The organism is Tropicimonas sp. IMCC6043 (genome assembly GCF_004146235.1).
Taxonomy (GTDB): Bacteria; Pseudomonadota; Alphaproteobacteria; order Rhodobacterales; family Rhodobacteraceae; genus Tropicimonas.
The window spans coordinates 57,774-69,925 of record NZ_SELO01000019.1; the positions used below are offsets into that span (position 1 = coordinate 57,774).

The following is a 12,152-nucleotide window of genomic DNA, read 5'->3' on the forward strand; positions in this document are numbered from 1 at the left end:
CGAAAAAAGTGCGCGGAAAATAGCCGTCTATGCGAAGTCTTTCAAGGTATCACGAGGGGAAATCGCCGATTGGCGCGCCGTCTGCGGGAAACCGCCGTTGCCGTTTCGGCGCGATTTCCAAGTGCCCGGCGCAGAACTCCGCCGTGACCCGAATGCCGCGACACGGGCGCAGCCCGTGCGTGTCCACGTGCCGGCGTGCCGGGCGCGCGGATATTTCAGCTCCGGACTTGGACAGTTACCTGAGCGGTGCGTGGAACCAGTGCATCGCGTAGGGTTCCAGCGTCAGCGACCGGCGCGACTCGACCCGCTCAGGATCGAGCAGGTCCCGCGGCGCGCCGCTCTCGAGCGCGGCGGTGAGGTCGAGGCCGGTCGGGATCTCGTGTTCGCTGAAATTCGCGATCACCAGCAATTCCTCCTCCGCGGTGCGGCGGCGGAACGCGAAGACATGCGGGGATTCGTGCCGAACCAGGCGGAAATCGGACGGGCCGAAGACGCGGTGCGCCTTTCGCATCCGGATCATCCGCGCGAGATCGGCGGCAATGCGGCCCTGCGGCGTTTCCGGATCTCCGGCGGTGGCGAAATCCGCCGCACTCAGGGGTTTGCGGTGCACCCAGCGGGAGTCCTCCGCCTTCCCCGGATCGGCGAGATAGCTCATGTCGTTGAAAATCCCGAGATCGTCGCCCTGGTAGAGGAGCGGCAGGCCCGGCGCGGAGAGCACCAATCCATGGAGCAGCCGCACCCGGCGCAGGGCGTGCTCAAGCAGAACCGGATCGCCCGAGGCGGCGGCACGTTCGACACCGGCGAGAGACGCCAGCGTTCCGCAGACCCGGCAGTCGCCGGTGGTCGGGTTCAGCTGGAACGGAACGCCGTCGGCGAAGCTGCCCTCGAACTGGCAGGTGTAGAAACGGTTGAGGAAACTTCGGTGATCTTGGCCGTTTATACCGAACCGCCATGAGACCGCGTCGTCCCAGGTCCAGCCGATGTCGTCGTGGCAGCGGATGTAATTGACCCACGCTGCGTCTTTCGGGATCGCGAAGCTCTTTTCCAGCGAGGCTTCCAGAAGTTCGGTGCGCCGCGTCGCCAGGCTCTCCCACATCAGCGCCATCATCAGCGGGTTGTAGGACAACTCGCATTCATGCGTGCCGATATACTGGTTGACTTCGTCGGGATGGACGATGGCCTCGGACTTGAAATGGACATGCGGCGCGGCGATACGCAGGCAGAGGTTGAAGCACTGGATCAGGACATGCGCCTTGGGCAGGCTTTCGCAGACCGTTCCCATTTCTTTCCAGACGAACGCCAGCGCGTCGAGGCGCAGCACGTCGGCGCCCATGCCGACGAGGTGCAGCATCTCGCCCACCACCGAGACGAAGACGTCGGGGTTGGAATAGTTCAGATCCCACTGGAAGGAATTGAAAGTCGTCCAGACCCACTTGCCCATGCTTTCGTCGAAAGTGAATGAGCCGCGGCGGACGGTGGGGAAGATCTCGCGCAGCGTCGCGTCATAGGCGCGGGCGTCCGCCTCGTCGAGGATCCAGTAGAAATCCCGGTAGCGCGGATCGCCGGCCCGCGCCGCCTGTGCCCAGGCATGCTCGTCGGAGGTGTGGTTGAAGACGAAGTCCAGCGCCAGCCGGATGCCGCGCTTGTGCAGCGCGTCGGCCAGCGCCTTGAGATCCTTGTTGGTGCCGAGCTTCGGGTCGACCTTGCGGTAGTCGGAGACGGCGTAGCCTCCGTCGCTGTTCTCCTTCGGCGCGTCGTAGAGCGGCAGCAGGTAGAGATAGGTGATGCCGAGCTCTTCGAGATAGGGGATCCGGTCGATCATCCCCTTGAGGTCGCCGCCGAAGAGATCGACATAGGCCGCAAGGCCGACCTCCTTTCCGGAGAGGTACCACGGCTCCTCCGCTCCCTTCAGCCCGCTGTGGTGCTTTTTGACCTGGTGCTGCGCAAGCTGTTCCACCAGCCGGCGCATCTGCAGCGCGGCGTCGTAGCGGTGGCCATAGAGCGTCAGCATGTTCTCGAAAAGCGCCGGGAAGTGGCTTTCGAGACGGGCCAGGAAGGCCGCTCGGCGGCAAGCCGGTATCGCGGACAAATCCAGGTCTTCGACGATCAGTGCGAGGGTCTTGCGGGATTCGTGGGCGATATCCATCGGGCGGCTCGTCTTCAATGTCCGGAGTCGTGTGTGCACCGTTTCTAGCGATGCTCCGGACGGACCGAAAGGGATGTCGCGCAGGCGGAAGCATGCTTCTGCCGAAACCGGCCGCAACCGAACACGCGCATGGGTCCGGGCACGAGGGTGTGGCATGATGGAGAGGTCGCACTCGAAAGCGACTCAATCTCCAGTCAGGGAGTTGGACGGATGAACAAGTGGATCGGAGTGGCAGTTGCCGTGGTGGTCGTGTTGGGCGCCTATTTCCTCTTCAGCGGCGGTGGGTCGGAGGAGGCCACCGAAACGCCGCCCGCAGCGTCCAGCGAGGGCGCTTCTCAGTAGCCCGGCGCGACATCACTTCCGGGAGGTCTGTCGGGAAAGATGGTCGCGCCGGTGCGGTGCGGCGTCTCGGCAGATCCTCCGGGAGCCGGCGTCAGTCCACGAAGGCCTTCTCGACGACATATTCGCGCGGTTCGGAATTGGCGCCCTCGCTAAGGCCGTATTCCTCCAGCATGTCCTTCAGCTCGAGGTTGAAGGCGAGGTTGCCGCAGACCATGGCGCGGTCGGTTTCGGGGGCGAGCGGTTCGACGCCCAAGTCGCGGAAGACATCGCCGGACCGCATCAGGTCGGTGATGCGGCCCATCTTCGGGCTCTCCTCGCGGGTGGTGGTCGGGTAGTAGCGCAGCTTCTCGTGGAACCCCTCGCCGATCAGCTCGGCCAGCAGTTCGTCCTTGCGGATCTCCTCGATGAGTTCCGCGCCATAGGCCAGCTCGCCGACCTCTCGGCAGGTGTGGGTTATGATGACCTCGTCATAGTCCTCGTAGGTCTGCGGATCGCGCAGCAGCGAGGCGAAGGGCGCAAAGCCGGTGCCGGTCGCGAAGAACCAGATCCGCTTGCCGGGCAGCAGCGCGTCGTGAACCAGCGTGCCGACGGGCTTGGGGCGCAGGATGATCTCGTCGCCCGGCTGGATGAGCTGCAGCTTCGATGTCAGCGGTCCGTTCGGGACCTTGATCGAATAGAATTCCAGTTCCTCATCCCAGGCGGGCGAAGCGATGGAATAGGCGCGCAGGATCGGCTTGGCCTTGCCGGTCTTCGGGTCCGGCTCTCCCATCAGCCCGATCATCACGAACTCGCCGGACCGGAAGCGCAGGGAACGCGGCCGGGTGCAGCGGAAGTGGAACAGGCGGTCCGTCCAGTGCTTGACGAATGTCACCTTCTGCGCGTCGGGCAGGGTTGGAACGGCCTTGATGGCTTCGGAGTCTGTCACGGGTCTCAGCTCGGTCATGCGGTCACTGGTGCGGCGCCCCTTCGGGAACCGTTCCTTTCGTGTATGCGGGGTGTTGAATATCTGTAAAGGGGCGGGTCAGCCGGCGAGGCGCGACCGATAGTCGTGCTCGCGCCAGTCGGCGCGGGCCCGCCACTGGTCCTCGGGCTGGCGGGCGGCGAGGCTTTCGTCGATCTCGACCTCGTCGAATCCCGAGCGGCGGGCCATCGCGTATTGGTCGGCGAGGACATGGCCGCGGGCGCGCAGCCGGCCGCCATAGCCGGCCCGGCGCAGGGCGCGGGCGATCGAGAAGCCGCGGCCATCGGCGAAGCTCGGGAAGTCTACGCGGATCATCTCTATGCCGTCGAAGCCTGCAAGCGTCGCGGTGTCGAAATCCGACGGCAGGTCGAGCGCGCGGGCGCCGTCCGAGTCCTCGGGCGCCGCGAAGGGGGCGTGGAAATCCTCGGACGCGAAGCCCTGGTCTTTGACGATGGTGGTCATGGACATGTCCTCTTCTCAGGCCGCGGCGCCGCGCACCATCCGTCCGTCGACGAAATGGATGCCGCATTCGACCTTGTCCCGGCCGCGCCAGCGGCCCGCACGCGGGTCCTCGCCCTCTGCGACTGGCGAGGTGCAGGGCGCACAACCGATCGACGGGTAGCCCTTGGCGACCAGCGGGTGGCGGGGCAGGTCGTGAGTGGCGATGTAGTCGGCGATCTCCTCGCCGGTCCAGTCGGCCATCGGGTTGATCTTGAGCTTGCCCGCATCCTCCTCGACCAGCGGCAGCCGTGCGCGGGTGCCCGACTGGAAGCGCTTCCGGCCGGAGATCCAGCCGTCGAACGGCGCGAGCGCACGGGCCAGCGGTTCGGTCTTGCGAAGATCGCAGCAGGCATCGGGGTCGCTCAGGTGCAGGGCGTTGGCCGGGTCGCGCTGCGCCAGATGCATCGCGCGGGCACGGATCACGCGGATGCCGGTGAGCCCGAGCGCCTGCGCCACGTCTCGCTGGTAGTCGAGTGTCTCGGGGAACAGCATTTGCGTGTCGATGAAGAGCACGGGCGTCGCCGGCGCGACCAGTGACAAGAGATGCAACAGCACGACCGAGTCCGCGCCGAAGGACGAGACCATGGCGGTCCGGCCGGTCAACGGATGCGCCAGCGCCGCCGCAAGACGCTCGGCGCCGGACAGCCCGTCGAGGGCGCTTGTCAAGATCTCCGCACGATTGGCGGGGACGGCAGGGATCCGGGTGTCAGGCTGCATCGCGGCGTTTCTCCGGGCCATAGAGGGCTTCCTTAAAGGGGTGGGGGCCGAGGCGGCGATAGGCGTCGAGGAAGGTCTCGCTCTCGTCCTCGCGCACCTCGAGATAGGCGAGCATCAGCCGTTCAATCGCCGGAACGATCTCCTCGAAGGAGAAGCCGGGGCCAGTACGCTCGCCGATGGCGGCGGTCTCGGTGGCATCGCCGCCGAGGGTGATCTGATAGGTCTCCACCCCGCCGCGATCGAGCCCGAGAATGCCGATATGGCCGACATGGTGGTGGCCGCAGGCGTTGATGCAGCCCGAGATCTTGATCTGAAGCGGTCCGACTTCGTGCTCGATACGGAGGTCCTCGATCCGCTTCGCCAATTGCTGCGCGACCGGGATCGAGCGCGCGGTGGCCAGCGCGCAGTAATCCATGCCGGGGCAGGCGATGATATCGGAGGCGAGCCCGACATTGGCGGTGGCGAGCCCGGCGGCCTTCAACTCCTCATAGACCTCCGCGAGGTCCGCCTTGCGGACATGCGGCAAGATCACGTTCTGTTGGTGGCTGATGCGCAGCTCGTCATAGCCGAAGCGCTCGGCCAGGTCGGCCATGACCCGCATCTGCCCCGCGGTCGCGTCGCCCGGAGTCTCGCCCGGGGCCTTGAGCGAGATGGTGACGATGGCGTGGTCGGGATCGCGGTGCTCGGCGAGGTTGCTGTCGGCCCAGGCGCGGAAGGCAGGGTTGAGGCGAGCGTCTTCATAGGCACCGGCGCCGCCCGGCACGAGGCTCGGCGCCCGGAACCGCGCCCGGATCCGCTCCAGCGCATTCTCGTCGACACCCTCGAACTCGGCCCGTGTGACGGCAAAGGCGGCCTCGATCTCCTCGCGGATCGCCTCGATCCCGGTCTCGTGGACGGTGATCTTGATCCGCGCCTTGTATTTGTTGTCCCGGCGTCCGTGGCGGTTGTAGACGTGCAGCACCGCCTCCAGATAGGGCAGCAACTCGCCTTCTGGCAGGAAGTCCCGCACCACTTTGCCAATCATCGGCGTGCGCCCGAGACCGCCGCCGACGATCACCTCGAAGCCCGCCCGGCCGTCGCGCTCGACCATCCTCAGGCCGATGTCATGGGCGCGGGTCACGGCGCGGTCGTTGGGCGAGCCGGTGATCGCGATCTTGAACTTGCGTGGCAGGAACTGGAACTCCGGGTGGTCGGTGGACCATTGCCGGATCAGCTCCGCATAGGGCCGCGGGTCGGCAATCTCATCGGCAGCGGCGCCGGCGAAATGGTCCGAGGTCACGTTGCGGATCGTGTTTCCGGATGTTTGGATCGCGTGCAGTCCGGCCTCGGCCAGCGCATCGAGCATGTCCGGCACGTCGCGCAGGCGCGGCCAGTTGTACTGGATGTTCTGGCGCGTGGTGAAATGGCCGTAGCCCTTGTCCCAGCGTTCGGCGATCTCGGCCAGCTTGCGCATCTTGGCGGAGTCGAGCGAGCCATAGGGGATGGCGACGCGGAGCATGTAGGCGTGGAGCTGGAGATAGAGCCCGTTCATAAGCCTCAGCGGCTTGAATTCCTCCTCGGTGAGCGCACCTTCGATGCGGCGCTCGACCTGGGCGCGGAACTGTTCGTTGCGCTTGGCGAGGAAGGCGGCGTCGAATTCGTCGTAGCGATACATGCGGAGTCTCCGGCCTTTACTTTCGTCTAACCTGAAGATGCGATTCAGGAAAGTTGAAAGACATATTCAATTTCCATCATGGATATGGCTGTCTGCCTGTTTGCCATGACGGTAGTTCGAGGGGCCGCGTGCGCGGAACGCCTCGCGAAAATGCACTGGAGCCGGACCCTTGGGGCCACGCCGGGCATCGGCAAGATAGGCGCCGACGATTCGGTCGCCCTGACGCTCGGCCTCGAGCAGGCGGATCGTGGCATGCGCCTCGTCCTCCAAGAGTTCGGCATCCTCGTGGCGGCGCGACCAGCGGTCATCTTCGGTCAGGTAGACGACATCGCCCTCGAGGAGCGCATTGGCGGTCACGATCTTGGGCGTGAAGGGGCGAGACATCTGGCCTGATCCTTGGGCTTGGCGCGCGGCGGGTTAGGCGCCCGGCCCGAACCGACGAGATCCTGGTGACACCGGGAAGGGTCGCATCGGTCCGATCCAGACGCTGTTTCTTCCTCCGAATATAGAATTTTGTTCCGACCATTCGCCAGTCCTTGGCAAAAAGAAGGACGTGTGTTCCAATCCATCCTTATCCGGGAAGAGACGTTCCCAAAATGGAAAGGAGTGTTGGATGTCCGTCCGGCTTGATGCGCTTGACCGGAAGATCCTTTCGGAGTTGCAGCGCGACGCGGGCCAGTCGCTCGACGAGATCGCCCGCGCGGTGGGGTCGTCGAAGACGCCGGTCTGGAATCGGGTGCGCAAGATGCGCGAGGCCGGAGTGATCCGCCAGACCACCGCGCTGCTGGACGCCGAAGCGCTTGGGCTGGAGGCCTGTTTCTTCGTGCTGATACGTACCAGCGAACACGAGTCAGCCTGGCAGCGGCGCTTTCTGGAAGCGCTGCACGCCCGGCCGGAGGTGCTGGAGGCGCACCGTCTGGCGGGAGATATCGACTATATCCTGAAGGTGCGCGTGCCCAATGCGCGGGCCTATGACCGGTTCTATCAGGCACTGATCTCCGAAGTGCGGATCCACAACGTAACGGCGCTGCTGTCCATGGAGGAGATCAAGGCGACTACGGCGCTGCCGCTGGATATCGCGGGATAGCGCGCCGCTGGGGTGTCGTGGGGCCGGCACGAATGCGCCGGACCCGTCGGCAGAAGGCGCCCCGGCCTCAGGGCGCCGGATCGGCGGCGAAGATCATGTCCATCGCCGCCTGGGTGCCCCGACTGAACTCGAGCGGGCAGGGATAGGGCACACCGCTGCGCAGGCTGTTGCCGAAGGCTTCGACCTGCAGCACATACTGGTTCACGCCCGGCCAGCGCTCGACGCGGGTCTCGTTGCCGCGGATCAGCTCGACCCGCGCCTCGCCGGCGGTGTTGGCGTTGAAGGGGAAAGCGAGCCGGATCAGCCCGTCCTCGCCGTGGAAGAGCATTTCCTGGAAGGGCGCGAGGCGGGTCGAGACCAGCATGTTCATCTGGAAGCCGGGAAAGTCGAGTCGGCTGCGCGAAGTGGTGTCATAGCCGTCGGTCCAGGTGATCTTGGCCTCCGCCGCGACCGGTTCCGCGTCGGTGACGAAGCGCGTCGTGCCGAGCGGGTAGACGCCGATGTCGCGCAGCGCACCGCCGCCGGCCGCGGCCTGGTTGCGGATATTGGCCGGGTCTGGATTGTTGAACGAAAAGGCGGCGGTGACCTGCTCCAGCCGGCCGATCGCACCATCTGCGATCAGGTCCTTTGCGCGGATCCACTGCGGGTGTTGCACCACCATATAGGCCTCGGCGGCGAGTGTTCCGGCAGCATCGCGGGCGGCGATCAGCCGGTCGAAATCGGCGGTTTCCATCGCCACCGGCTTTTCGCAGAGCACCGCCTTGCCGGCTTCGAGCGCCCGTATCGTCCACTCGACATGCATGCTGTTCGGCAGCGGGATGTAGATGACGTCGATCTCCGGATCGGCAAGCAAGGCGTCATACTCGTGATGTCGCCGGATGCCGGGAAACCGGCTTTCGAAGGCGGCCGCCTTGTCGTCCGAGCTGGTTGCAAGCGCCGCCAAGGCTGCACCATCAGCGGCATGGATTGCCGGCCCCATATGTTCGCGGGCGAATTTCGCTGCACCGAGAATGCCCCACCGGATGATCTGCATGGATTTGAACCTCCTGCCCTGTTCCTGCTCCCTCCGCGCGCATGGCCGAGGATCGGCGACAACATCGACCAGAGCGCAGCCGGTGTCAAAGCGCTCCCTTCGGCGATTGATGCGGCGCGAACTCTGGCGTCCGGCGGCCGCCGGACACGCCCTGGAGGGTGATCCTTGCACGACGTGTTGCGCTAACGGTGTAGCTTGGTCGCGTTTACTCCCACCGCAATCCGCGCGAAGATTGAGTATGCTGCAATGCGGCGCCCTGCGAGGCGCAGAAGAGTCAGGCCAGCCCCCAGACCAGTGCGAGATGTCGATTATGAGAAAATCCACAGCAAGACCCGGGAGCGTCACCAAACTTCCGACCCGGACCGCCGCAGATGACGCGCCGTCGCCGAAAGCCGCCGCCACGCCGCACCGTAAGCCGACGGCGCTGCCAAAGCCGCAGGCTGCCAAGCGCCGTTTCCAGAACATCGACCGCTCGATACGCGCCCGCAACGCACAGTTGACCAACGGGATGTCTGTCAACGCCTCGCAGGCTGCCTGGCTTGACTGGGGGCGGCACCTCGCCCAGGCCCCCGGCCGCCAGCAGGCGCTGGCCGAACGGGCGGTAGAGAACAGCCGCAAGTTCTGGCTCAGCATGTTCGGCATCGCCGAAGGGTTTACGCCGCGCAGGGACGACTCGCGGTTCGCCCACGACGGCTGGGACAGCCCGCCCTTCAATATCTGGAAGCAGGGCTATCTCGCGATGGAGGACTGGTGGACCGCCGCCACCAGCGAGGTGCGCGGTATGCGCCACAAATCGGTCGAGCGGGTCGGCTTCCAGGCCCAGCAGATCCTCGACGCCATGGCGCCCTCCAACTTTCCGCTGACCAATCCGGAGGTCGTGGCGAAGACGCTCGAGAGTGGCGGGCGCAACCTGACCGATGGCGCGCGAAATTTCCTCGAGGACGCGGTGCGCGAGCTCTCGGGAGAAGCCAAGCCGATGCCGGAGGGCTTCCAGGTCGGTGAGAACATTGCTTGCACGCCCGGCGAAGTGGTGTTCCGCAACAGGCTGATGGAGCTGATCCAGTATGCGCCGACGACCGACAAGGTCCACTCCGAACCGATCCTGATCGTGCCGGCCTGGATCATGAAATACTACATTCTCGATCTCAGCCAGAAGAACTCGCTCATCCGCTATCTCGTCTCGCAGGGTTTCACGGTGTTCTGCATCTCCTGGGTCAATCCGGATGCCAGCTATGCCGATTGCGGACTCAACGAATACCGCAAGCAGGGGGTCATGGCGGCGGTCGATGCCGTATCGACGATCGTTCCGGACCAGAAGATCCACGCCTGCGGCTATTGCCTCGGCGGAACGATCCTGTCGATCGCCGCGGCCACGATGGCGCGCGAGCACGACACGCGTCTGGCCTCGGTCACGCTGCTTGCGGCGCAGACCGATTTCACCGAGGCCGGCGAAGTGACGATTTTCCTCGACGAGAGCCAGATCGCCTATCTCGAGGACATGATGTGGGACCAGGGCTATCTCGACCAGGACCAGATGGCGGGCGCCTTCCAGGCGCTTCGCGCGGAGGAACTGGTCTGGGCGCGGGCGATCCGCCGCTATCTGCTGGGCGAACAGGAGAAACCCTTCGACATCGCGGCCTGGAACGCCGACGCGACCCGGATGCCTTACAAGATGCATGCGCAATACCTGCGTGGCCTGTTCCTCGAGAACCGGCTGACCGGCGGGCGTTTCGCGGTCGACGGCAAGGTGATCGCGTTGCGCGATATCGCCGTGCCGCTCTTCATCGTCGGCACGGAGAAAGACCACATCGCGCCATGGCGGTCGGTCTACAAGATCGGGCTCTTCAACGAGGCCGAGCAGGTCTTCGTGCTGACCTCGGGCGGGCACAATTCCGGCATCCTCTCCGAACCTGGGCACCGGGGACGGCAGTACCGCATCGGCCATCGCGCGGCGGAGTATCACTACATGGACCCCGACACCTGGCTGGCCCGTCACGCGGTGCAGGACGGGTCTTGGTGGGAAGAATGGGCCTGTTTCCTTGCCGAGAAGAGCAGCGGCGCAATGGTGCCGCCGCCGCTGATGGGTGCGCCCCAGGCGGGCCTGCCGCCGCTGGAGCCGGCGCCGGGAAGCTACGTCCTCCAGATGTGAGAACTCCAGATGCGGCGCGCCTGGGCGCGGGGATCAGCGGGTGCCCCGTCCGGGACGTCCGTCCGGCGCCCAGTGGACCTGCTTCAAATAGCTGTTTCCGTCGATCGCCCATTGCACCGGCGGCCAGGCCTGAAGCGCGGCGATTGCCACGAAGAGCGCGATCGCCGCTGCAAGCCAGGCTTCGCGGCGGTGGCCCTTGGGATGCATCGGCGTGCCGCCGAGCAGGGTCTTGTAAACGCGCAGGTGGACGAGGAAATGCCAGGCCACGAAGCCGACGAAGACCAGGCCGGTGGCAATATGCAGGGCTTCCCAGCCGTCGCGCCCGAGGCCGAAAATCTCCCAGCCGATCTGCTGGGCGACCCGGCCCTTGGGGGCAATGTAGAGCATCAGCCCGCTCCAGAGCATCACCACGAAGCTGAAGCTCACACCGAAGGCGGCGAGGGCGCGGCCTGAGAGGCGGGCGGCTCCGCCGGCGGTATGCGTTGCGATCGACTGTGCCATGAAACCCTCCACTGGATATCGGCCGACCACTGCGCACGGCATCGGCCCTGTTATCCCCTTATACGCAGAGAGCGGCATTTCCCGTCGCCGAGACGGCAGAAAGGGTGAGGCCCGACGATGTTGGCGGGAAGCGAGTTCACGGGTTTTGACCCGATTTGTCTCAAACATTCGACATTTTCTCTCGGTAGACCCCGAGCTGGGAAACGGTAACCTTTTAACGAGGATGGAAATGCTCAAGACGCTACTGACACTTGCCTGCCTTGCCCATGCGGGCATCGCAGGCGCCACCGTGATCACGTCTCAGGACTTCAGCACCGACCCGGTGCTTGCCGAGAGCCAGACCGCGGGCGCGTGGTACACGGATCGCTATGCGCCTGCGGCGTTCGAGTCGCAGGAGTTCATAGGAGATGGACGGCTCGCCGTCACGATCTCGGCAGATGACAGCGCGGCGGGCCGGCCGGCCTATGCCGCCGGGGCTTTCTACAACACCCAGGGCCGGAAATTTGACCTGGGCGCCGCGACCACGGTCTCCATCGATTTCTACATCGATCCGAGTTTCGAGAACGCCGCAGGCCGGTTCGGCGGTATCTGGGGAACAGGGATCGACGCGGGCGGAGCCGTCAGCGCCTATCCGATCCTCGAATTCTTCGACAACCAGTTCATGGCCTTCGACTTCCTCAACGGTGGATGGATCGGCCTCGGCCTGCCCACGGGGTTCGCCTACGGAGAATTCGTCACGCTGTCGATTTCGCTCAATACGCATACCGATCAATTCACCTACAGTGTCAGCGATGAGGCGCTGCTGACCGGCGCTGCCAACGGCACAGTCGGGCTTGCCGATGTCATCCTGCAGAACGTCAACACAGATGCCGGCGTGGATCGTACGCTCTACTTCGACAATTTCGTCGCGACGCTCGAGCCCGCGCCGGTGCCGCTTCCGGCAGGGCTGCCGCTTGTCCTGACCGGGCTGGGTGCGCTCGGCCTCGCCGCGCGTCGCCGGCGCTGACAGAGCAAACCGCAATCGACAAGACGCCCGGTCTCCACTGGGCGTCTTGTTCTGC

12 protein-coding genes are annotated in these 12,152 nt (G+C 65.2%); 4 read left to right on the forward strand and 8 right to left on the reverse strand.

The features are described 5' to 3' along the window. Nucleotides 1-235: 235 nt before the first annotated feature. Complete coding sequence (locus tag EU800_RS16515; RefSeq protein WP_129634133.1) at nucleotides 236-2,146, reverse strand: alpha-amylase family glycosyl hydrolase; 1,911 nt, start codon at nucleotides 2,144-2,146, stop codon at nucleotides 236-238. Between the two features lie 210 nt (nucleotides 2,147-2,356). Between EU800_RS16515 and EU800_RS28975 the strand changes: the two genes are divergently transcribed. Beyond that, entirely contained in the window at nucleotides 2,357-2,488 is a 132-nt protein-coding gene (locus EU800_RS28975) for a hypothetical protein (protein WP_256369775.1), read from the forward strand. A 91-nt stretch (nucleotides 2,489-2,579) separates the two neighbouring features. On the opposite strand, the gene EU800_RS16520 is transcribed toward EU800_RS28975, so the two are convergent. The 5 genes from EU800_RS16520 to EU800_RS16540 form a co-directional block, all read right to left on the reverse strand. Continuing rightward, complete coding sequence (locus EU800_RS16520) at nucleotides 2,580-3,431, reverse strand: ferredoxin--NADP reductase (protein WP_129634134.1); 852 nt, start codon at nucleotides 3,429-3,431, stop codon at nucleotides 2,580-2,582. A gap of 78 nt (nucleotides 3,432-3,509) precedes the next feature. Continuing rightward, on the reverse strand, nucleotides 3,510-3,911 hold the full coding sequence (locus EU800_RS16525) for a DUF934 domain-containing protein (RefSeq protein WP_129634135.1): 402 nt from the start codon (nucleotides 3,909-3,911) through the stop codon (nucleotides 3,510-3,512). A gap of 15 nt (nucleotides 3,912-3,926) precedes the next feature. Beyond that, the gene (locus tag EU800_RS16530; RefSeq protein ID WP_165354708.1) at nucleotides 3,927-4,667 is read right to left on the reverse strand and encodes a phosphoadenylyl-sulfate reductase; all 741 of its coding nucleotides are present in this window, start codon (nucleotides 4,665-4,667) and stop codon (nucleotides 3,927-3,929) included. Then, a complete protein-coding gene (locus tag EU800_RS16535; RefSeq protein WP_129634137.1) occupies nucleotides 4,657-6,321 on the reverse strand; it encodes a nitrite/sulfite reductase in 1,665 nt (554 codons plus the stop codon). Before EU800_RS16535 ends, EU800_RS16530 begins: the two co-directional genes overlap by 11 nt. Before the next feature lie 66 nt (nucleotides 6,322-6,387). Then, nucleotides 6,388-6,705 (reverse strand): DUF2849 domain-containing protein, encoded by a 318-nt coding sequence (locus EU800_RS16540; protein WP_129634138.1) that lies wholly within the window; start codon nucleotides 6,703-6,705, stop codon nucleotides 6,388-6,390. 229 nt (nucleotides 6,706-6,934) lie between these two features. Between EU800_RS16540 and EU800_RS16545 the strand changes: the two genes are divergently transcribed. Next, nucleotides 6,935-7,408, forward strand: coding sequence for an Lrp/AsnC family transcriptional regulator (locus tag EU800_RS16545; RefSeq protein WP_129634139.1), 474 nt, complete (start codon nucleotides 6,935-6,937; stop codon nucleotides 7,406-7,408). A gap of 67 nt (nucleotides 7,409-7,475) precedes the next feature. On the opposite strand, the gene EU800_RS16550 is transcribed toward EU800_RS16545, so the two are convergent. After that, nucleotides 7,476-8,441, reverse strand: a complete 966-nt coding sequence (locus EU800_RS16550; RefSeq protein ID WP_129634140.1) for a Gfo/Idh/MocA family protein — start codon at nucleotides 8,439-8,441, stop codon at nucleotides 7,476-7,478. Between the two features lie 310 nt (nucleotides 8,442-8,751). Here EU800_RS16550 and EU800_RS16555 point away from each other — a divergent pair, with 310 nt between their 5' ends. Beyond that, entirely contained in the window at nucleotides 8,752-10,590 is a 1,839-nt protein-coding gene (locus EU800_RS16555; RefSeq protein ID WP_129634141.1) for an alpha/beta hydrolase, read from the forward strand. Nucleotides 10,591-10,623: 33 nt separating this feature from the next. Here EU800_RS16555 and EU800_RS26930 read toward each other — a convergent pair whose 3' ends face one another. Beyond that, nucleotides 10,624-11,091 carry a DUF4405 domain-containing protein gene (locus EU800_RS26930; RefSeq protein ID WP_165354701.1) on the reverse strand — a complete coding sequence of 156 codons (468 nt, stop codon included), beginning with the start codon at nucleotides 11,089-11,091 and terminating at the stop codon, nucleotides 10,624-10,626. Between the two features lie 229 nt (nucleotides 11,092-11,320). Between EU800_RS26930 and EU800_RS16565 the strand changes: the two genes are divergently transcribed. Continuing rightward, nucleotides 11,321-12,097, forward strand: coding sequence for a VPLPA-CTERM sorting domain-containing protein (locus tag EU800_RS16565; protein WP_165354702.1), 777 nt, complete (start codon nucleotides 11,321-11,323; stop codon nucleotides 12,095-12,097). The last annotated feature ends 55 nt before the right edge of the window (nucleotides 12,098-12,152 follow it).

Bases quoted from the DNA above. Each gene is read 5' to 3' on its own strand.
- EU800_RS16535 (WP_129634137.1), bottom strand. From the start codon at position 6,321: ATGTATCGCTACGACGAATTCGACGCCGCCTTCCTCGCCAAGCGCAAC.
- EU800_RS16515 (WP_129634133.1), bottom strand. From the start codon at position 2,146: ATGGATATCGCCCACGAATCCCGCAAGACCCTCGCACTGATCGTCGAA.
- EU800_RS16530 (WP_165354708.1), bottom strand. From the start codon at position 4,667: ATGCAGCCTGACACCCGGATCCCTGCCGTCCCCGCCAATCGTGCGGAG.
- EU800_RS26930 (WP_165354701.1), bottom strand. From the start codon at position 11,091: ATGGCACAGTCGATCGCAACGCATACCGCCGGCGGAGCCGCCCGCCTC.
- EU800_RS16565 (WP_165354702.1), top strand. From the start codon at position 11,321: ATGCTCAAGACGCTACTGACACTTGCCTGCCTTGCCCATGCGGGCATC.
- EU800_RS16540 (WP_129634138.1), bottom strand. From the start codon at position 6,705: ATGTCTCGCCCCTTCACGCCCAAGATCGTGACCGCCAATGCGCTCCTC.
- EU800_RS16545 (WP_129634139.1), top strand. From the start codon at position 6,935: ATGTCCGTCCGGCTTGATGCGCTTGACCGGAAGATCCTTTCGGAGTTG.
- EU800_RS16555 (WP_129634141.1), top strand. From the start codon at position 8,752: ATGAGAAAATCCACAGCAAGACCCGGGAGCGTCACCAAACTTCCGACC.
- EU800_RS16550 (WP_129634140.1), bottom strand. From the start codon at position 8,441: ATGCAGATCATCCGGTGGGGCATTCTCGGTGCAGCGAAATTCGCCCGC.
- EU800_RS16520 (WP_129634134.1), bottom strand. From the start codon at position 3,431: ATGACCGAGCTGAGACCCGTGACAGACTCCGAAGCCATCAAGGCCGTT.
- EU800_RS28975 (WP_256369775.1), top strand. From the start codon at position 2,357: ATGAACAAGTGGATCGGAGTGGCAGTTGCCGTGGTGGTCGTGTTGGGC.
- EU800_RS16525 (WP_129634135.1), bottom strand. From the start codon at position 3,911: ATGACCACCATCGTCAAAGACCAGGGCTTCGCGTCCGAGGATTTCCAC.